Origin of the sequence: Planomonospora sp. ID82291 (assembly GCF_015711645.1) — a bacterium.
Lineage (GTDB): Bacteria > Actinomycetota > Actinomycetes > Streptosporangiales > Streptosporangiaceae > Planomonospora.
The window spans coordinates 908,372-925,927 of the sequence record NZ_JABTEX010000002.1 but is presented as its reverse complement, the minus strand read 5'-3'; the positions used below and the strand labels follow the sequence as shown (position 1 = coordinate 925,927).

At 74.3% G+C, this 17,556-nt stretch carries 22 protein-coding genes and 1 tRNA gene; 9 read left to right on the top strand and 14 right to left on the bottom strand.

From position 1 onward, the window contains the following. Nucleotides 1-46 precede the first annotated feature (46 nt). From HS045_RS15160 to HS045_RS15150, 3 genes are all read right to left on the bottom strand, one after another. A complete protein-coding gene (locus HS045_RS15160) occupies nt 47-496 on the bottom strand; it encodes an ATP-binding protein (protein WP_196451994.1) in 450 nt (149 codons plus the stop codon). 104 nt (nt 497-600) lie between these two features. Continuing rightward, nucleotides 601-1,557: a TIGR03885 family FMN-dependent LLM class oxidoreductase gene (locus HS045_RS15155; RefSeq protein WP_196451993.1), complete on the bottom strand. Its 957-nt coding sequence runs from the start codon at nt 1,555-1,557 to the stop codon at nt 601-603. 102 nt (nt 1,558-1,659) lie between these two features. Next, a complete protein-coding gene (locus tag HS045_RS15150; protein ID WP_196451992.1) occupies nt 1,660-2,568 on the bottom strand; it encodes a universal stress protein in 909 nt (302 codons plus the stop codon). A 236-nt stretch (nt 2,569-2,804) separates the two neighbouring features. Here HS045_RS15150 and HS045_RS15145 point away from each other — a divergent pair, with 236 nt between their 5' ends. The 3 genes from HS045_RS15145 to HS045_RS15135 all read left to right on the top strand — a co-directional run bounded on the left by HS045_RS15145 (nt 2,805) and on the right by HS045_RS15135 (nt 5,411). Next, entirely contained in the window at nt 2,805-3,680 is an 876-nt protein-coding gene (locus HS045_RS15145) for a hypothetical protein (RefSeq protein ID WP_196451991.1), read from the top strand. A gap of 282 nt (nt 3,681-3,962) precedes the next feature. Beyond that, nucleotides 3,963-4,562, top strand: coding sequence for a CBS domain-containing protein (locus HS045_RS15140; protein WP_196451990.1), 600 nt, complete (start codon nt 3,963-3,965; stop codon nt 4,560-4,562). Nucleotides 4,563-4,700: 138 nt separating this feature from the next. Beyond that, nucleotides 4,701-5,411 (top strand): CBS domain-containing protein, encoded by a 711-nt coding sequence (locus HS045_RS15135; protein WP_196451989.1) that lies wholly within the window; start codon nt 4,701-4,703, stop codon nt 5,409-5,411. Between the two features lie 94 nt (nt 5,412-5,505). Here the strand turns inward: HS045_RS15135 and HS045_RS15130 are convergent, their stop codons facing one another. Continuing rightward, a complete protein-coding gene (locus HS045_RS15130) occupies nt 5,506-5,667 on the bottom strand; it encodes a hypothetical protein (protein WP_196451988.1) in 162 nt (53 codons plus the stop codon). A 122-nt stretch (nt 5,668-5,789) separates the two neighbouring features. Continuing rightward, on the bottom strand, nt 5,790-6,260 hold the full coding sequence (locus tag HS045_RS34545) for a hypothetical protein (protein WP_230884491.1): 471 nt from the start codon (nt 6,258-6,260) through the stop codon (nt 5,790-5,792). A gap of 194 nt (nt 6,261-6,454) precedes the next feature. Between HS045_RS34545 and HS045_RS15120 the strand changes: the two genes are divergently transcribed. Next, entirely contained in the window at nt 6,455-7,162 is a 708-nt protein-coding gene (locus HS045_RS15120; protein ID WP_196451987.1) for a CBS domain-containing protein, read from the top strand. 92 nt (nt 7,163-7,254) lie between these two features. Here HS045_RS15120 and HS045_RS15115 read toward each other — a convergent pair. After that, nucleotides 7,255-7,328: transfer RNA gene (locus HS045_RS15115), tRNA-Lys, on the bottom strand. Nucleotides 7,329-7,483: 155 nt separating this feature from the next. Next, the gene (locus HS045_RS15110; protein ID WP_196451986.1) at nt 7,484-8,080 is read right to left on the bottom strand and encodes a nucleotidyltransferase family protein; all 597 of its coding nucleotides are present in this window, start codon (nt 8,078-8,080) and stop codon (nt 7,484-7,486) included. A 74-nt stretch (nt 8,081-8,154) separates the two neighbouring features. Between HS045_RS15110 and HS045_RS15105 the strand changes: the two genes are divergently transcribed. Together HS045_RS15105 and HS045_RS15100 are read left to right on the top strand one after the other, a co-directional pair. Next, nucleotides 8,155-8,655 (top strand): DUF6328 family protein, encoded by a 501-nt coding sequence (locus HS045_RS15105; RefSeq protein WP_196451985.1) that lies wholly within the window; start codon nt 8,155-8,157, stop codon nt 8,653-8,655. A gap of 25 nt (nt 8,656-8,680) precedes the next feature. Next, nucleotides 8,681-8,830: a GPGG-motif small membrane protein gene (locus tag HS045_RS15100; RefSeq protein WP_184719841.1), complete on the top strand. Its 150-nt coding sequence runs from the start codon at nt 8,681-8,683 to the stop codon at nt 8,828-8,830. Nucleotides 8,831-9,089: 259 nt separating this feature from the next. Here HS045_RS15100 and HS045_RS15095 read toward each other — a convergent pair whose 3' ends face one another. The 4 genes from HS045_RS15095 to HS045_RS15080 all read right to left on the bottom strand — a co-directional run bounded on the left by HS045_RS15095 (nt 9,090) and on the right by HS045_RS15080 (nt 10,772). Further along, nucleotides 9,090-9,821: a metallophosphoesterase gene (locus HS045_RS15095; protein ID WP_196451984.1), complete on the bottom strand. Its 732-nt coding sequence runs from the start codon at nt 9,819-9,821 to the stop codon at nt 9,090-9,092. Continuing rightward, nucleotides 9,818-10,063, bottom strand: coding sequence for a BON domain-containing protein (locus HS045_RS15090; protein WP_196451983.1), 246 nt, complete (start codon nt 10,061-10,063; stop codon nt 9,818-9,820). The genes HS045_RS15095 and HS045_RS15090 overlap by 4 nt, the downstream gene beginning before the upstream one ends. 162 nt (nt 10,064-10,225) lie before the next feature. Further along, nucleotides 10,226-10,477, bottom strand: a complete 252-nt coding sequence (locus HS045_RS15085; protein ID WP_307827533.1) for a DUF4235 domain-containing protein — start codon at nt 10,475-10,477, stop codon at nt 10,226-10,228. Nucleotides 10,478-10,508: 31 nt separating this feature from the next. Further along, entirely contained in the window at nt 10,509-10,772 is a 264-nt protein-coding gene (locus tag HS045_RS15080; RefSeq protein WP_196451982.1) for a DUF6458 family protein, read from the bottom strand. 77 nt (nt 10,773-10,849) lie between these two features. Between HS045_RS15080 and HS045_RS15075 the strand changes: the two genes are divergently transcribed. Continuing rightward, nucleotides 10,850-11,368 carry a shikimate kinase gene (locus HS045_RS15075; protein ID WP_196451981.1) on the top strand — a complete coding sequence of 173 codons (519 nt, stop codon included), beginning with the start codon at nt 10,850-10,852 and terminating at the stop codon, nt 11,366-11,368. A gap of 139 nt (nt 11,369-11,507) precedes the next feature. On the opposite strand, the gene HS045_RS15070 is transcribed toward HS045_RS15075, so the two are convergent. The 3 genes from HS045_RS15070 to HS045_RS15060 form a co-directional block, all read right to left on the bottom strand. Continuing rightward, nucleotides 11,508-12,134, bottom strand: coding sequence for a DUF305 domain-containing protein (locus HS045_RS15070; RefSeq protein WP_196451980.1), 627 nt, complete (start codon nt 12,132-12,134; stop codon nt 11,508-11,510). Between the two features lie 10 nt (nt 12,135-12,144). Further along, on the bottom strand, nt 12,145-13,020 hold the full coding sequence (locus tag HS045_RS15065; RefSeq protein ID WP_307827532.1) for a lytic polysaccharide monooxygenase: 876 nt from the start codon (nt 13,018-13,020) through the stop codon (nt 12,145-12,147). Nucleotides 13,021-13,133: 113 nt separating this feature from the next. Further along, nucleotides 13,134-14,042, bottom strand: coding sequence for an NADP-dependent oxidoreductase (locus tag HS045_RS15060; RefSeq protein WP_196451979.1), 909 nt, complete (start codon nt 14,040-14,042; stop codon nt 13,134-13,136). A gap of 168 nt (nt 14,043-14,210) precedes the next feature. Between HS045_RS15060 and HS045_RS15055 the strand changes: the two genes are divergently transcribed. Together HS045_RS15055 and HS045_RS15050 are read left to right on the top strand one after the other, a co-directional pair. After that, on the top strand, nt 14,211-15,950 hold the full coding sequence (locus tag HS045_RS15055; RefSeq protein WP_196451978.1) for a serine/threonine-protein kinase: 1,740 nt from the start codon (nt 14,211-14,213) through the stop codon (nt 15,948-15,950). Continuing rightward, complete coding sequence (locus tag HS045_RS15050; protein WP_196451977.1) at nt 15,947-17,545, top strand: serine/threonine-protein kinase; 1,599 nt, start codon at nt 15,947-15,949, stop codon at nt 17,543-17,545. The genes HS045_RS15055 and HS045_RS15050 overlap by 4 nt, the downstream gene beginning before the upstream one ends. The last annotated feature ends 11 nt before the right edge of the window (nt 17,546-17,556 follow it).

The following is a 17,556-nucleotide window of genomic DNA, read 5'->3' as shown; positions in this document are numbered from 1 at the left end:
CCGGTTCCGCTTCCACCCGAGGGCGCGGACCGGACGGGGAAGCGGATCAGGCGAGGGCGCCGAACGCCCCGTACGGCGCGCCTCCGCCGCCGAGCACGAACCAGACGATCTTCCCGCCGGACTCCGGCCAGGACACGCCCCAGCCGGCGGCGAGGGCGTCGACGATCTGCAGGCCCCTGCCCCCGGTGGCCTCCATGTCCGCCTCGCACATCCGCGGCGCGCCCGCGCCCGGGTCGAAGAGCTCGCCGTACACGCGGATCCCGTCGCCGCCGAGGCGCAGCGCGCAGGCCGCGCCCCCGTGGCGGACGGCGTTGGTGACCAGCTCGCTCACGATGAGCATGCAGTCGTCCACCAGGTCCTCGGCGCCCCAGCCGGGAAGCGCGCGGCGGACCAGGGAGCGGGCCTCGCGCACGCTCGTGGGGGCCGCGGCCAGGAGGCCTTCGACGGTGTGGGCGCGGTCCGATGGCGCCATGAGCGAGCCGTTCAGGGGGGACACTGGCTTCTCCTCACCTATGGGAGCGCTCCCATCTCAATGTAGGACATCCACCCCGTCCATGTGAACCGATCGCGACACTCTCGTTTCGGCAATATGTCGACATGTCACCTGAGCTGCGGGAGCACCTCGGCGCCGAAGGCGTCGATGAACGCCGCCTGCTCCTGGCCGACGTGGTGCAGGTAGACCTCCTCGAAGCCCAGTTCGGCGTACTCGTTGATGCGGGCCGCGTGCCATCCCAGGTCGGACGAGACGTTGACCACCTCGGCGACCCGGGCCGGCGTGACCTCCTCCGCCACCACGTCGAACAGCTCGGCCGTGTCGAGGTCCCAGCAGACGGGGGGACGGAAGACGTTGCTGCGCCACTGCTCGTGGGCGATCGCCTCGGCCTCCTCCCGGCTCTCCGCCCAGCTCAGGTGGACCTGGAGGGCCAGTTTCCCGCGGCCCCCCGCGTCCCGGTAGGCCGCCGCGAGCTCGCGCAGCGTCTCCAGCGGGGCGTTCACGGTGATCAGCCCGTCGGCCCACTCGGCGCACCACCGGGCGGTCTCCGCGCTCACCGCGGCCCCCACCAGCTTCGGCGGGGTCTCCGGCCGGGTCCACAGCCGGGCCCGGTCCACGGTCACCAGCCCGTCGTGGCTCACCTCCTCGCCCGCCAGCAGCGCCCGGATGACGTCGACGCACTCGCGCAGCCGCGCGGTGCGCACCGCCTTGCGCGGCCAGCGCTCCCCGGTGATGTGCTCGTTGCTCGCCTCCCCGGTGCCCAGCGCGGCCCAGAACCGGCCCGGGAACATCGCGCCGAGAGTGCCGATCGCCTGGGCGATGATCGCCGGATGGTAGCGCTGCCCCGGTGCGTTGACCACGCCGAACGGCAGGCCGGTGGCCTGGAGCGCCGCGCCCAGCCAGGACCAGGCGAAGCCGGACTGGCCCTGCCGCCCGCTCCACGGCGAGAAGTGGTCCGACGACATCGCCGCCGTGAAACCCGCCTGCTCGGCCCGGGTCACCGCCTTCAGCAGCTCGGCCGGGTGGATCTGCTCGTGTGATGAGTGGAAGCCGTAGGTCGTCATGGTCTCCACGGCTACCCAGTCGGCGGCACTCCAGACCGCCCCGGGCGATGCTCCCCCGTCCCCCGTCCCCCGTCCCCCGCCGCGCCCCGCCGTACCGCCCCGCTAACCGGTCCCCTCGCCGACGGGGTCGCCCGCGCGGGCGGCGACCGCCCGGGGGCCGATCACCGTCACCGGACAGCAGGCGTGGTGCAGTACGCCGTGGCTCACCGACCCCAGGAAGAGCCCGGCGAGCGCCCCCTTGCCGTGCGATCCCATGACGAGCAGGTCGGCCGCCTCCGAGGCGTCGACGAGCGCCTGGACCGGATGGCCCATCACCTGCTCGTGCACGATCTCGAGCTCCGGATGGGCCTCCGCGACCGGCCGCACCGTCTCCTGCAGGACGCGCGCCCAGACGCCCTCGATCTCGGTGAGGTCGAAGAGCGACGGCGGGAGCAGGGTGGACGCCGCGACGGGAAGGTTCCACGCCAGGAGCGCCCGCAGGCGCACCCCGCGGACCGACGCCTCCTGCGCCGCGAACCGGAGCGCCTCGGCTCCGGCGGGGGACCCGTCCACGCCGACGACGACCTCGCCGAACTCCCGCCCCGGCTCCACCGGGCCGCGGACGACCGCCACCGGGCAGGACGCCTGGGAGACGACCTTCAGCGCGACGGACCCGAGCAGCAGGCTGGAGATCCGGCCCTCCCCGCGCGAGGCGACCACGAGCAGGTCCCCCGACCCCGCCTCGGCGGCCAGGGCGTGCGCGGGCTCGCCGAAGGCCATCACGTCGGCGACCTCCACTCCCGGAGCGGACGCGTGCGCGTGGGCCACCGCCTGGTCGACGATCTCGCGGCCGTTGTGCCACATCCACTGCCGCACCTCCTCGATCTCGCCCTCCGCCCGGGAGTGCAGCCACTCGTGCACCACGTGCACCACCCGGACGGGAAGACGGCGGCGTCCCGCCTCCCGCACCGCCCACTCCACCGCGCGGAGGCTGCTCGCCGATCCGTCGACCCCCACCACCACATGTTCCATGGCGGGGCCCATACCCCGTCGCGCACGGACCGTCACCGCTTCAGGCGTGGCATGGACGGAGCACGGCAATCCCCCTGCAACCGGCGTGTAAGCGGCACGCGGTTACCTCACGGCGGCAGCACGGACGCGGCGTTCCGGGACGGTCGTCCCGGAACGACGGCGCGGAACGACGGCCCGGAGCGGTGTTCCGGAGCGGTGTCCCGCAGCGGCATCTCGGAGAGGACGAGGGAACGTCGATGGCAGGCATGGGAAAGCTGGGTGCGGGAGTCGGGATCTGCGGGGGCGTCCTCCTCGCGGTGGGGGTCACCGGGATGGCCATGTGGCCGACGCCCGCCTGGGCGGCCCCCGCCTTCGTCGCCGGGATGATGACGACCTTCGCCGGGGTCTTCACCGCGGCCTGGTCGTTCCACACGGCGGCCTTCCGCCGGGGGATGTCGGTGTTCGAGGATCGGCTCGGCGCGGAGAAGGCCGGCGGGCTCTTCGAGATGATCCGGGACATGACCCGGGGCAACGACGACCTGCTCGCCGGCGGGGTGCCCGCCGCCGCCGTCGTGCTCTCCATGCGGGACACCGGCATGACCGTGAACGACCAGCCCCTGGTCGGCTTCGAGCTGGAGGTCCGCCCCGAGGGCGCGGCCCCCTACCGGGTCGCGCACCGCGAGACCCTGCCCCGGCTGCTCGTCGGCGCGGTGCTGCCCGGCTCCGCGCTGTCCGTGCGGATCGACCCGGCGGACCCGCGGCGGCTGGCCGTCGACTGGAGCCGCCCGCCCGGCCGGCAGGAGCCGGTGGTCGCCGAGCACCTGTCCGCGGCCGACCTGCTGGCCCGGGGCCTGCCCGGCACCGCCACGGTGACGGGCACCTTCGACCTGAACGGCATGACCGCCGACAACGGCGATCCGATCGTGGGGTTCGTGCTGCAGGTGGCCCCCGGCGACGGGCGCGCGCCGTACCAGGTGCGGCTCGGCCACCGCGTGCCCCCGGCGCACCTGCACCGTACGGTGCCCGGCACCCGGCTGCCCGTCCGGATCGCCGCGGAGGACCCGGAGAAGGTGGCCGTCGACTGGGAGGGCGAGACGGCCGCCCACGCGAGGACCGCTCCGACGCCGTTCTGAGACCGCGCCCGCCGCGGCGGGCCGAGGCGTCCTTCCGCGGGCCCGCCCCCTGGAATGCGCCGTCCCGTCTTCGCGCTCTGACCTCTGCGGCCTCCTCTCCCCCTGCGACCTCCCCTATCTCTGCGGCCTCCGCCGGACCGTGGCCGAAAGGCCCTGCCACCGGGGACCTCCGCCCCCTCCGCTCCGGCCCCGCCGGGCGGTGGAATGGGGGAGTGGGAGATCCCCGGCAGGGAGGCGAATCCGGCCGGGGCGACGGCACCGCCTGAGGAAGGGGTCGCAGTCATGCTGGTCCGCGAGGTCATGACCGAAGCGGTCGTCACGGTCCGCTCCACGGACCCGGTACGGCGGGCCGTCCGGGTGCTGCACGCCGCCGACATCACCGCCGCCCCCGTCCTCGGCGAGGACGGAGGGCTGATCGGCATCGTCAGTGAGATGGACCTGCTGCGCGGGGAGTTCGAGCGCGACCCCCGGGCGAGCGCCCGCACCGTGCTCGGGCACGGCGCGCGACTGCCGCTGCTGGTCGAGGAGGTCATGACGCCCGAGGTGGTGTCCGTGACCCCGACGACCGACGTGGTGGAGCTGGTCGACCTCATGGTCGGCAAGCGGATCAAGAGCCTGCCGGTGGTCGCGGACGGCCGCCTCGCCGGCATCGTCAGCCGCCGCGACCTGCTGGCCGTCCTGGCCCGGACCGACGAGGACCTGCGCGCCGACGTGCGCGCCGCGCTGCGCGAGCAGTACCCCGCCGGCCCGCACTGGGAGGTCTCCGTCCGCGACGGCGTCGCCGAACTGCGGGGGCACGCGGGCGATCCGGCCGACCGGATCGCCGACCTGCTGGCCCGCACCGTCCCCGGGATCGTCCGGGTCACGCACTCCGGTCCCTGACCGGACCCCCGACCGGCACGTGCGCCCGGCCCCTTCCCCGGGATCTCCGCCCGGCGCACGCGCCCCGGCCCCTCCTGCCCCCGGTGGGAGACCGGCACCACCCCGTTTCCCTCAACGCCCCCCAACCGGAGGTTCACCATGAAGCTGACCGTCAAGGACGTCATGACCGCCGAGGTCGCGGCCGTACGGGCGAACGCGCCCTTCTACGCGATCGCCGAGCTCCTCATCGACAGGGGCGTGAGCGGCGTCCCGGTCGTGGACGCCGAGCAGCGGGTGGTCGGCGTCGTGTCCGAGGCCGACCTGCTCCGCAAGGAGGAGTTCAAGGAGCGCTACTACGGCGAGGCGTACCGTCCGCCGCTGCGCACCCGGCTCCGCCACCGCCTGACCGAGGACGGCGACGTCGAGCGCCGGGCGGCCGGGGACACGGCCGAGGAGCTGATGACCTCCCCCGCCGTCGTCACCACCCCCGACTCCTCCATCGTGCTGGTCGCCCGCATGATGGACCGGCACGGCGTCAAGCGGCTCCCCGTGGTCACCTCCGACGGGACCCTGGTCGGCATCGTCAGCCGCCGCGACGTGATCCGCGTGTTCGTGCGCAGCGACGCCGAGATCGAGCGGCGCGTCCGCGACGACGTCATCGTGCGGAACCTCTGGGCCGATCCGGAGACCGTACGGATCACCGCGCGGGAGGGGGTCGTGACGCTCTCCGGCGAGCTGGAGACGCGCAGCCAGGCCGTCGCGGCCGTCCGCGTGACCCGCAACCTCGACGGGGTCGTCGACGTGGTCGACGAGCTCTCCTGGCGGACCGACGACACGGTGTCCGTCTCGACCGGCTGGGCCGGGGTCTGAGCACGGCCGCGGAAGCCGCGGCGGACGTCGCGGCCGTCCCGGCTTCCGCAGCCGTCGCAGCCGTCCCGGCTGAAGGAGTCAGGGGAAGGGGGCGTCAGAAGGTGTGGCCGTGGCCCGGGTCCTCGGCCCCGTGCGACAGCTCGGCCTCCAGTCCGGGAACCAGGCGTTCGAGGGCCTCGTGCCACTCCCGGTGGCGGCCGGGGTGTTCCACCATGGCCCCGCAGGTCCGGCACAGGGGCAGTGGATTGATCGTCATATCGTGATCCCTCCGGGGTGGGCGATCAGCGTTCACGGTCAACTGCCCCGCAGCGGCCCTTCCTATCGGAATCGCGGCCACCGTCCGGGTCCCCGCCGGGACGGCACGTTCCGGCGGCCCGGTCAGGAGAAGACGTAGCACTCCACCTCGGCTCTGCGCCGCGTCAGCCCGCCCGTCACCCACTTCTCGACGCACCGGCGCTCCCGGTCGCTGAGCAGGAGCCGGCCGCACACGGTGACGCCGGAGTACGTCCGGCAGTCCAGGTCGCGGTTCTCCCGCCCCACCCGGTATCCGCGCCGGACCTCCGCGAGGCACTTCTCCCGCAGCCCGGCCGAGTCGGCGTAGCGGCACTGGCCGGTCAGGACGCGGTGCTGGTCCGGGCTCACCTCGGTCCGGCCCGCGGGGGACCCGGACGGGGTGGACCCGCCGGGAGCCGCGCCGGTCTCGTCCGGCCGCGCCTCGTCCGGCCGCGCCGGGTTCACCGCCGTCCCCGCCGCCGGGACCGGCGGCGCCTGAGCCGGGGTCCTCTCGGGCCCGGAACCGCAGCCGGCTGCCGCCGCGGTCAACGCCAGCACACAGACGAACGCTCTCATATCGCGACCCCCGGCCCAGAGTAACCCGAGCCAGGTCTCATCCCGGAAAACTCCGCGCATTGCCCAGGTAGCCGGAAACCGGGAGAAGAGGCGCAATGACCTGGTGACGAAGGACTTGCGACCCTCCATCCGAGGGCGGCCGTGGGGTGGGATGAGGGAGGAAGGCAAGCCCCCGCGCTCCCGAGGAGGAGACGATGCGCGTCCAGGTCGGCGAAGTCATGACCAGCGAGGTGGTGTCGGTCGCCGCCGCGACACCGTTCAAGGAGGTCGCCGAGGTGCTCCTCGCCCGCGGTGTGAGCGCGGTTCCGGTCGTCGACGCCGAGAACCGCGTCATCGGCGTCGTATCGGAGGCGGACCTGCTGCTGAAGGAGGAGTTCAAGGAGCAGTACCACCGCGAGGGCTACCGGCCGCCGCTGCGCGTCCGGCTCCGCCACCGGCTCGGCCGGGCGGGGGGCGGGGCCGGGGGCTCCGGAGGCGTCGGGACCAAGGTGCGGGGCGACACGGCCGCCGAGCTGATGACCTCCCCCGCCGTCACCATCAGGCCGCAGGCGGCGGTGGTGTACGCGATGCGGCTGATGGACGAGCACGGCGTCAAGCGCCTGCCCGTCGTGGACGGGGACGGCCGGATCGAGGGGATCGTCAGCCGCCAGGACCTGCTGAAGGTCTTCCTGCGCAGCGACGAGGAGATCGCCCGCGAGATCCGCAAGGACGTCCTGGACCACTCCGCCTGGGTGGACACCTCCGCCGTGGAGGTCACGGTGCACCAGGGGGTCGTGAGGCTGAGCGGCCGGATGCGGCAGCGCAGCGACACGCGGATCCTGCCCGGCGCGGTGCTCCGGGTCAACGGCGTGGTCGGCGTGGTCGACGATCTGCAGTGGGACGAGGACGACGTCAACGCCTGATCGAGGGCGCCCGCGAGCCGCCCGGGGGAACCGGGCGGTCCGCGGCGCACGAAGAAGGGCCCGGGTCACAGGTGACCCGGGCCCTTCGCCGGTGCGCCGCCAGGGACTCGAACCCCGGACCCGCTGATTAAGAGTCAGCTGCTCTAACCAACTGAGCTAGCGGCGCCTGACCTGGAACATCATACAGGACTCCGCCCGGTGGTCCGTACATCGCCTGACATGTACGGAGTACGGCACTGCCGCCGCTCCAGATGTTCCCGCCGCTCGGCGGTCCGGGCGCCCGGCAGTCCGGGCGCCCGGCGGTCCGGGCGCTCCCGCCGTTCAGGGCCAGGCCGCATCGCCCGCCGCGTCCACGGGGTCGGATATCACGCCCAGCCGCTCCAGCAGGATCAGGAACGTGGACGCGTACGGCGAGTCGCGGACGACCGCCGCCACCCGGTCCCAGTCGACCTGCTCGCGCAGTGCCCGGACCTGGGGAAGCAGGGATCCGTAGTCGCAGGCGTGCTCCGAGAGCGGCAGCAGCCACGAGATGACCAGATCGGTCGCCTCCAGGACGGGCACGATCACCGCGGAGGCCTTCAGCGGCTCGGCCCGCTCCAGCAGCGCGGGCGTGACCGCGTTGTCGGCGATCCGGAAGATCAGGTCCACCAGGCGGCCCTCGTCGTAGGCCTTGACCAGCCAGTCCTCCGGCGGTTTGGCCGTGGTGAAGCCCAGTTCGCGCAGCGCCTCCAGGGCGGACGGCACGTCCTCCTGCGGCAGGACGAAGTCGACGTCGTGCAGCGAGGGGGCGGCCCCGCGTGCATAGGCGGCGCATCCGCCCGCGAGCGCGAAGCGGACGCCGGCGTCTTTGAGCGCGCTGCTCGACCGCTTCAACGTCTCCAGGATCGCGTCGGTGACCTCGTGGCTGTGGCTTCCCATAGACGAGGGGCTACCCCCTGGACCGGCCCGTAGTCCCCAGGTATGACCTGGGCAAGCCAGGGTAATGGACTTTGATGATTCAACCTGAAGAAGTCCGGACAGAACCCCCCGCGCCGGGTGAGAGTCACAAGGAACGCGTTGACCGCGAGTTGACGGAGCTGCTCCAGGGCCTGCGCGTCGCGGTCACCGGGGTGCAGGTCCTCTTCGCCTTCCTGCTGACGCTGCCGTTCTCCGCCGGCTTCGGCAAGGTGGACACCCTCGGCCGCTGGCTGTTCTTCATCTCGCTGCTCAGTTCGGCCTTCGCCTCCGTCTGCTTCATCACGCCGGCGGCCCAGCACCGCCTGCTGTTCCGCACGGGACTGAAGGAGAAGATGCTGCACCGCGCCAACGAACTCGGCATCATCGGCGCGATCGCGCTCGCCGTGGCGATGACCAGCGCGGTCGCACTCGTCACGGAGACGGTGATCCCCGGCTGGCCGGCGGCGGTCTTCGGCGGGGCGGTGGGGCTGCTCAGCGCCTGGCTGTGGCTCGTCCAGCCATTGATCGACCTTTACCGGGAGAAGGGCGTTAAATGACGATTCCTTGGGGCAGTCGCCCTACATGGCTACCTTGCTCTGGATCATCGCAGTCGTACTGGTCATCTCCGGGATCTATGTGATCCTGGCCCGTCGCGACCTCCTCTGGGGGATCGTCCTCATCGTGCTCGGCTTCCTGGTGGGTCCGGGGGGTGTGAGCATCTTCAACGTCTGACGCGGGCCATGGCCCGCCGAGACCGCCACGTCGAAGTCCCGTCGGAAAATTCCGCTCACACGACCTAGCGGGCCGGGTTCCCACCCGGCCCGCTCGCATGTCCGCCTCCCGCCCGCCACGGAGATCCCCGGTGCCGTCGCCACACCACAGGTCCCCGCACCGCGGATCCCGCCCTGCCCTACGGTCCCGAAAGCGCGTTCGGCGGCCGGCCCCGGCGGGGGGCCGGCCGCCGACGGACGGTCGCGGCGGCGGGACGGCCTCAGCAGTGGCCGTCACCGTCGTGGCAGTAGACCGCATACGCCCGGCCCAGCACCGGCAGCGCCACGTTGCGCACGCGGATCCCGCCGGGCGTCATGCCCTTCTCGGTCCCCTTGTGCGCGTGGCCGTGCACGATCAGGTCGGCGCCCTCGGCGTCCGCGGCCTCGGCCAGCAGGTAGCTGCCCAGGAACGGGTAGATCTCCAGCGGCTCGCCTTGCAGCGTGTCGTTGACCGGCGAGTAGTGCGACAGGACGACGCGCACGTCGGCCTCGGTCTCCTTGAGCGCGCGGCGCCAGCGGTCCGCGATCCGCTTGGTGTGGTTCACGAACGCCTTGATCTCCGGCTCGCCGAACTCGCTGGCGCACTTGCCGGCGAAACCGCCGCCGAACCCCTTGCCCCCGACCACGCCGAGCCGTGTCCCGTCGATGTCGAGGACGACCGCGTCGTCGTGGAGCACCATGATCCCGGCGTCGCGCAGCAGAGCCGCGATCTCCGCGGGCCGGTCGGAGTGGTGGTCGTGGTTGCCGAGCACGGCGACCACCGGGACGGGCAGGTCGCGGAACTCGTCCGCCACCACCTGCCCCTCCTCCAGCGTGCCGTGCCGGGTCAGGTCCCCGGCCAGGAGCAGCACGTCGGCCTTCTCCTCGATGCCGGCGAGATGCTCGCGGTAGCGGCCCCGGACGTCCTCGCCCAGGTGCACGTCACCGACCGCCGCGATGCGCAGCTTGCTCACAGCTTCTCCTCCCCTCCCGGTTCCCGGATGTCCGCCACGGTGAGCTCGTTGCGGACCGCCAGTCCGGGAGCCGCCTCCTCCGCCACGCCGGCGATCAGATCGCGGCGCTCCTCGGAGGTCACCTCTCCGCGCAGGAAGAGCTGCTCTCCCCGGACGTCCACCCGGATGCCGAGTTCGGTGGTGCGTTCGTCCTCCGCCAGCGCCTGTTGCACCCGTGCGGCGACGTACTGCGGAGCCTCCATGATCGAACTCCTTTCGCCCTCAGAACAGATCGCCTTCCCGCGATGCCGGAGGGCAAACGGGACCGGAGACCGACCGCAGACCGCACCGGGCCGGTCCCGGACACGCGAAGGCCCCGGCCCTTCCGGGGGACCGGGGTCCTCGCGCGGGTCGCCTCGGCGGCCCTACGCGCCGGTGGCCTGGTGCAGGCTCCGGGACGTGGAGCGGTCGATCGCCGCCTTGACCATGCCGTAGATCGCGCCCTGCACGGCCGCCGCGACGAGGATCTCGCCCCAGCCGTACTCCTCCGACGTGGCCTGCGGCGCGTCCTCCTTGCCCGCGGCCAGTTTCCAGACCTGCTTGAAGATGGCTCCGGCGACGAGACCGCCGAGCATTCCGCCTGCGGTTCCCACGCCTCGGGATACGAGCGTGCTCACTGTCCGTCCTCCGTCTCACGTTGCGGGAATCTCACACGACCGGCGGGTCGTCGTAGCGGCGCTCCTCGTAGACGCGCCGGTGGGTCACCGGGTCCTCCTCGACGACCACCGTGGTGGGCGCGATGGCCCTGCGGGCGACGTTCATCCGGTAGATGGCGATCAGCAGCCAGACCAGGCCGCCCAGCATCAGGATGACGCCGAGGATGTTGATGTCGAACCCCGCGAGATCGAATTCGACCGCCCATGTGAAGATGGCGCCGAGCATGATGAGGATGATGCCGCCTGCGATGGTCATGGGATGTCCCTCCTTCGTGCCAACGCCCCTTCACCTATCCCCCACACGGATCTCAAACGTTGACCTCGGAGGCAGCCGTGAAATTCGACCGTCCGATCGTCGTGACGGGCCTGATGGGCTCCGGGAAGTCCTCCGTGGCCCGCATCCTGGCCGCCGAGCTGGGACGCGGGCTGCGCGACAGCGACCCCGACCTCTCCGCCCGGTACGGCGGCGCCACCGCGGCCCAGGTCGCCGAGCGCGAGGGCGTGGAGGAGCTGCACCGCCGGGAGGCCGAGCACCTGCGCGCGGCCCTCGCCGAGCAGCCGCCCCCGGTGATCGCCGCGGCGGCGAGCACGGTGGAGGACCCGGACTGCCGGGCGGCGCTGGCCTCCGCCGTGGTGGTCTGGCTGGACGCCCCCGCGGAGGTCCTCGCCGAGCGGATGCTCTCCGGCGGGCACCGCCCGCACTTCGAACCCGACCTCGACGCGATGCTCACCAAGCAGCGCGCCCGCAGGGGGCCGTTCTTCGCCGAGGTGGCGGACCTGACCTTCGACGTGTCGGCGACCGGGCCCCGGGAGGTGGCCGCCTCGGTGCTCGCGTCGCTCGCCGACCGGTGACCGCCGCCCCGCCCGCCCGCCGGTGACCGCCGCCCCGCCCGCCGGTGACCGCCGCCGTCGGCGAGCCGCCGCCTTCCCCGCGGATCCGCCTTCCCGTGGATCCTCCGCACCCGCGGCCGGGACCGCCGGCCGTACGGCGTCAGCCGCCGAGCAGCGTCAGCATCCGCTCGATCTGCGCCGCGCGGGAGGCCTCGATCCGCCCGGCCAGCGCCCTGACCTCGGGATGCAGCCCCATGGCGGCCTCCCCCCTGGCCAGCTGCGCCGCGTCGTCCTGGTGGGCGATCATCATGTTGAGGAACGCCCGCTCGAAGTCGGCGGGGGCGGCGTCCGCGACCGAGGCGATCTCCCGGTCGGCCGTCTCCGGCATCCCGCCGTGCGCGGCGTGCCCGTCGGGCGGGGCGGTCGGCGGCTGGCCCCAGTCGCGCAGCCTGCCCGCCATGGCGGCCGTCTCGGCCTCCTGCGTCGCGGCGATCGCCGCCGCCAGGGTCCCGACCTCCTCGCGGACCCCGCGACCGCGTGCCAGCCGGGCCAGCTCGACGCCCTGTCCGTTGTGGACCACCATCATCTGCAGGAACATCACGTCGGCGGGGTTGAAGCCCCGGGCGGCGCCGGCCGCCGCCGCCCGCTCGGCCGCCGCCTCCCGCGCCCACCGGCCCTCGGGGGTGCCGCAGCCCACCGCGGCCACGAGGACCGCGAGGGCGAGCGGGACCACCGGGAGGGCCGGCGGGACGCGCCGCGCTCCGTGCTCCGCACGGCGTCGCGTCATGGCGGCCGGGTCAGAGGCGCTGCCAGAGGGCCGGGACGTTCGGCGGTTCCCAGCCCGTCAGCGAGGTGTGCGCCTGGCGGCACTGGTAGGCCGCCCCGCCATAGGTCACCCGCGCGCCCACCGCGTAGGCGGTGTTCGGGGCCCAGGAGCCGCCCGGCTGCGAGGTCGGGGTGGGCGTCGGCGTGGGGGTGGGCGTGACCGTGGGGGTCGGGGTGGGGGTCGCGGTCGGGGTGGGCGTCGGGGAGGGGTTCGTGCCGCCGCCGAAGTCGACGTCGCTGCAGGTGTAGAAGGCCTCCTCGCTGCCCACCACCCGCTGCCAGATCGAGTAGATCAGGGCCCGGCCGCTCCGCTGCGGGAGGTTGATCGTCCAGTTGGTGTAGGTGGTGGGGTTCTGGTTGGTGAAGGTCCTGATGTGCTCCAGGTCCGACCAGCGCAGCGGCTGGGTCGGGTTCCAGCCCGGCTTGGTGATGTAGAACTCGAAGTCGCTGTTCGCGTGCGGCGCGGTCGCGTGGTAGGTGATCGTCAGCGGCCCGGGGGCGACCCGGGTGGCGGGCCAGTCGGCGCGGGCGAGGTCCAGCCCGCGGTACTTGTCCCGCCCGGCGCCGCAGAGCCGGCCGTCCGGGATGATCTGGCGGTGCCGTCCGCCGGCGTCGAGCCGGGACACCTCGTGCCAGTCGTAGAACGCCTGGGTCCCGCCGGCCGCGACGGCGGCCTTGCACGCGGCGGACCTGGGGTTGTCCGGGCCCTCGGTCTTGCAGACGTAGGCGCGGCTGGGCGGGTTCGACATGGATCCGTGGGCCTGCGCGGGGGTGGTGGGGACCACGGCCAGCAGGGATCCGAGCATGAGGGCGGCGGCCCCGGTGGCCGCCTTGGGTCGCACGTACACGTGGACGCCTCCTGATTGGGGGGAATGGAGGTAAGGCGTGTCCAACGGCCGACGGATAGCACGTTATTAACAAGAAACCTTACTAAGAATTCCTCCCGGGGACCAGCCTCCCGTCAGTCCGCGGACAGGACCACCTTGCCCCGCCCGTGGCGGGCCTCGACCTCGCGGTGGGCGTCGGCGGCCCGCTCCAGCGGGTGGACCCGGCGGACGTGCCAGGCCAGGCCGCCCCGGACGTGCAGTTCGGCGAGCCCGGCCAGCCGCGAGGCCAGGCGCACGCCCCGGGTCGTCTGCACGCCCAGCTCCGCGGCCCTGCCGTGCTCGACCAGGGTGACGATCCGGTCGGGCTCCACCAGGCGCAGCGAGACGTCGAGCGCCTCGCCGCCCGCCCCGTCCAGGACCGCGTCCACCCCGCCGGGGGCCGCCGCGCGGACCCGCTCCTCCAGGCCCGCGCCGTACGCCACCGGGACGGCGCCGAGGGAGCGCAGGTAGTCGTGGTTCTCCTCGCGCGCGGTGCCGATGACCACGGCGCCGCGCGACCGGGCGAGCTGCACCGCGGCGGTGCCCACCGCGCCGGCGGCGGCGTGGACCAGGAGCGTGTCGCCCTCGCCCGGGTCCAGCTGCTCCAGCGCGATGTGCGCGGTCTGGGTCCCGGCGGTGAAGCCGCCCGCCACCTCCCACGACATGCCCGCGGGCTTGGGGGCGACGTGCTCCGCCGGGACCACGACGTACTCGGCGTAGCAGCCCAGCAGGTCGAAGCCGAGCACCTCGTCGCCCGGCGCGATCCCGACCACCCCGGCGCCCACCTGGTCGACCACCCCGGCGAACTCGTTCCCCGGCACCCGGGGCAGGCCGCCGGAGACCCCCGGCGGGGTCCAGCCCTGCCGCACCGCCACGTCGAAGGGCTGCACGCCCGCGGTCCGCACCCGGACCCGCACCTGGCCGCGGCCCGCCTCGGGGGTCTCCACCTCCATGATCCGCAGCACCTCGGGGCCGCCGAACTCGGAGAACGCCGCAACCTTCATCCCAGACTCCTCACGTCTCGCCCGTGTCGCTCCCACTCTGCGACCTCGACCATGGTCGAGGTCAATTCCGGGCGTTCACGGTCCCGGCGGCCCACGATGTTCACGGTCCCGGCGGCCCACATGGAGTGATCAAAGTGACACAAGAAGTACGTCCGGTATCCTCCGGCTATGCCGGACGGGGACGATTTCACGACGCGCTACCGACTGCTGCGCCGACTGGGCAGCGGCGGGATGGGCACCGTCTGGCTGGCCAAGGACGAGATGCTCGACCGCGAGGTGGCGGTCAAGGAGCTGACGCCGCCCCCCGGGCTGAGCGAGGCCCAGCGCGCCGAGGCGGTCGCGCGCGCCGTACGGGAGGCGCAGGCCACCGCGCGGCTGCGCCATCCGGCGGTCGTCGCCGTGCACGACGTGGCGGTGCACGACGGCAGGCCGTGGATCGTCATGGAACTGCTGCGCGGCCGTACCCTCGCCGAGTTCGTCGCGGAGCGGGGCCCGCTCCCGCCCGAGCAGGCGGCCGCACTCGGCGCGCAGCTCCTCGACGGACTGGACGCCGCGCACGCCCGCGGCATCCAGCACCGCGACGTCAAACCCGGCAACGTCTTCCTGACCGACGCGGGACGGGTCGTCCTGACCGACTTCGGCATCGCCCGGCTCGCCGGCGACGCGACGCTGACCCAGGCGGACCTGCTCATCGGGTCGCCCGGGTTCATCGCCCCGGAGCGGCTCGACGGCGAGCCGGGCGGGCCCGCCTCCGACCTGTGGTCGCTCGGCGCCACCCTGTACCTCGGGGTCGAGGGCGTCCCGGCCATCGAGGGCGAGCCCCTGGCGCGGCTGAGCGCGACGCTCGCCGGCCGGATCAGGCCGCCGCGGCGGGCCGGGGCGCTCGGCCCGGTCCTGACCGCGATGATGGCCCGCCACCCCGCGCAGCGCCCGGACGCGCCGGCCCTGCGCGGGCTGCTCGCCCAGGTCGCCGCCGGGCACGCCCCCGAGGTCCCGCCCCCGCCGCCCGTCCTCCCCCCGCCGCCGCGCCCGCACGAGCAGGTGCACGGCCTCCCGGTGCCGCACGCCCCCGCACCGGGCCCGCGTCCCTTCCCCGGGTACGGCCCGCCCACCCCGTCGCCCCCCGGCCCGCCGCCCCCCCACGGGTACGGCCCGCACGTCCCGCACGGAGCCGCCGCGGCCCCGCAGGAGTACGGCCCGCACGTCCCGCACGGAGCCGCCGGCTCCCCCCGCGACCCCGGCGCCGGGCCGGACGGGCCCGGGGCGGCTCCGACGGGGCGCCGGGGCGGGCTCCGCCGTTGGGCGGCCGTGGCGGCCGTCGCCTGCGTCGCGGGAGCGGCGGCGGGAGCGGCGCTGGCGTTCGCCTCCGGGCCCGGCGAGCGGACCTCGTTCGACGAGCCGGTGGACTTCTGCGCGCTGCTCACCGCCGAGCAGGTCCGCCGGATCATGGGCCTCGCCACGCCTCCGGCCGGGCGGCCGGTCGGCGACGGCTGCGCCTGGACCGCGGACAAGAGCGGGATCGCCCTGGTCCCCGTCACCGACAGCGACACCCCGCAGCCGTGGGGGCTGACCGGGGAGTCGGCGCGCAAGCTCTTCGCCGCCCTGGGCCGGGAGCACGCCGAGGCCGCCCGGGTCACCTGGGCGTGGAAGGAGCTCGGCGTCGACGGGGTGCCCGCCGACCGGACCGCCCGCCGTACGGTGCCGGGCCTGGGCGAGGAGGCCTTCGCCCACGACGTGAACTCCCCCAGCGGCCGGACGCACACCGGCGTGGTGACCTTCCGGCTCCTCGACCTGGTCGTCGAGGCCCGGTACTCTTCGCTCTCCTCCCGGCCCACCGACGCCGACATCAGGAACGGCGCGCTGGCGGTGGCGCGGCAGGGCGAGGCGGCCCTGCGGAGCCTGAGATGACCGGACGCACCCTGGCCGGCCGGTACCGGCTGCTGGAGCGGCTCGGCGAGGGGGGCGCGGGCACGGTCTGGCGGGCGCACGACGAGACGCTCCGCCGCGACGTCGCGGTCAAGGAGCTGCGCGGCGGCGCCGGGTTCGCCGAGCGCGCGATCGCCGAGGCACGGGCCGCCGCCCGGGTGAACCACCCGGCCATCGTCATGGTCCACGACGTGGTGACCGACGGCGGCCTGCCGTGGATCGTGATGGACCTGATCGACGGCGTCTCCCTGGACCGGCTGATCGAGCGGGGGCCGCTCCCCGAGCCCCGGGTCGCCGCGATCGGCCTGCGGATCCTGGACGCGCTGCAGGCCGCGCACGCGCACGGCATGCTGCACCGCGACGTCAAACCGGGCAACGTGCTGGTCGAGCGGGACGGTACGGCGGTGCTCGCCGACTTCGGCATCGCGGCCCCGATGACCGGTGAGCAGAGCCTGGCCGACCGGGCCGGCTCCGCCGGGTACACGGCCCCCGAACGCCTCCGGGAGGAGCCCGCGGGACCGGAGTCCGACCTGTGGGCGCTGGGGGCGACGCTGTACACGGCGGTGGAGGGGCGCGCCCCCTTCCGCCGCGACCACCCCGCCGCCGTCGCCGCCGCGGTGCTGATGCACGAGCCGCCCGCCCCGGTCCTGGCCGGGCCCGAGCTCGGCGGGCTCCTGCTCGCCGTGCTCGCCAAGGACCCGGCCCGGCGCCCGGCGCCCGCGGCGGTCCGGGAGGTCCTCGACCGGATCGCCGGCACGACCTCCTACCGCTCGGTCCCCACGGTGCCGGTCGCGCCGGGCGTGTCGGCCGTCTCGGGAACACCGGTCGTGTCGGCCGCGCCGGGAGCACCGGGCACGCCGGGAGCACCGGGCACGCCGGGCGCGCCGTCCGTCCGGCCCGCTCCCGCGCGGCCGGGGCGGCGCCGGTTCCGGGCCGCCGCCGTCGCGGTGCCGGCCGCCGCGCTCGCCGGTGCGGCGGTCGCCTGGACCCTGGTCGCGTCACCGGGCGACGGGCCGGACCGGGGGCGGTTCGCCGCCGCTCCCGAGGCCTGCGACCTGCTCACCGTCGAACAGGTCCGCGTGCTGGTCGGCCAGGTCACCGATCCGAGGATGACCAAGGTGGACGAGTGCACATGGAACTACCTGAAGGGCGGCGTCCCCTACCGCTGGGTGAGCGTGCGGACGCAGGCCGTACCCCCGCAGGGGGAGACCCCCGCGCCCGAGGCCGCGCGGCTGCTCTTCGACCGCATGCGGCGGGAGACCGGGGAGGAGGCGGGCGGTGACACCCTGTTCGGCCGCCAGACCCGGTCCCCGATCCGCGCGCTGCCCGGCATCGGCGAGGAGGCGTTCGCCCGGGACTACGCGAGGGAGGGCGCGAACATCTCCCGCACCGTCTGCACCGTCTGGCTCCGCGTCAGCAACCTGATCGTCAGGGTGGAGTGGACCCGCGCCGAGGACGGCGGGGTCCGCCCGGCCGACCAGCGGACCGCTCTGCGCGCCGCCGAGCGGGTGGCGGCCGGACTCCGCGCGTCCGGCTCGTCCGGGCCGTCCGGCTCGTCCGGCTCGTCCGGCGGTTGAGCCGCACCCCG

Coding starts and splice junctions, on each gene's coding strand:
- HS045_RS15155 (WP_196451993.1), bottom strand. CDS start 1,557: ATGACGACCTACGGCTTCCACTCATCACACGAGCAGATCCACCCGGCC.
- HS045_RS15150 (WP_196451992.1), bottom strand. CDS start 2,568: ATGGAACATGTGGTGGTGGGGGTCGACGGATCGGCGAGCAGCCTCCGC.
- HS045_RS15145 (WP_196451991.1), top strand. CDS start 2,805: ATGGCAGGCATGGGAAAGCTGGGTGCGGGAGTCGGGATCTGCGGGGGC.
- HS045_RS15140 (WP_196451990.1), top strand. CDS start 3,963: ATGCTGGTCCGCGAGGTCATGACCGAAGCGGTCGTCACGGTCCGCTCC.
- HS045_RS15135 (WP_196451989.1), top strand. CDS start 4,701: ATGAAGCTGACCGTCAAGGACGTCATGACCGCCGAGGTCGCGGCCGTA.
- HS045_RS15130 (WP_196451988.1), bottom strand. CDS start 5,667: ATGACGATCAATCCACTGCCCCTGTGCCGGACCTGCGGGGCCATGGTG.
- HS045_RS34545 (WP_230884491.1), bottom strand. CDS start 6,260: ATGAGAGCGTTCGTCTGTGTGCTGGCGTTGACCGCGGCGGCAGCCGGC.
- HS045_RS15120 (WP_196451987.1), top strand. CDS start 6,455: ATGCGCGTCCAGGTCGGCGAAGTCATGACCAGCGAGGTGGTGTCGGTC.
- HS045_RS15110 (WP_196451986.1), bottom strand. CDS start 8,080: ATGGGAAGCCACAGCCACGAGGTCACCGACGCGATCCTGGAGACGTTG.
- HS045_RS15105 (WP_196451985.1), top strand. CDS start 8,155: ATGATTCAACCTGAAGAAGTCCGGACAGAACCCCCCGCGCCGGGTGAG.
- HS045_RS15100 (WP_184719841.1), top strand. CDS start 8,681: ATGGCTACCTTGCTCTGGATCATCGCAGTCGTACTGGTCATCTCCGGG.
- HS045_RS15090 (WP_196451983.1), bottom strand. CDS start 10,063: ATGGAGGCTCCGCAGTACGTCGCCGCACGGGTGCAACAGGCGCTGGCG.
- HS045_RS15080 (WP_196451982.1), bottom strand. CDS start 10,772: ATGACCATCGCAGGCGGCATCATCCTCATCATGCTCGGCGCCATCTTC.
- HS045_RS15070 (WP_196451980.1), bottom strand. CDS start 12,134: ATGACGCGACGCCGTGCGGAGCACGGAGCGCGGCGCGTCCCGCCGGCC.
- HS045_RS15060 (WP_196451979.1), bottom strand. CDS start 14,042: ATGAAGGTTGCGGCGTTCTCCGAGTTCGGCGGCCCCGAGGTGCTGCGG.
- HS045_RS15055 (WP_196451978.1), top strand. CDS start 14,211: ATGCCGGACGGGGACGATTTCACGACGCGCTACCGACTGCTGCGCCGA.
- HS045_RS15050 (WP_196451977.1), top strand. CDS start 15,947: ATGACCGGACGCACCCTGGCCGGCCGGTACCGGCTGCTGGAGCGGCTC.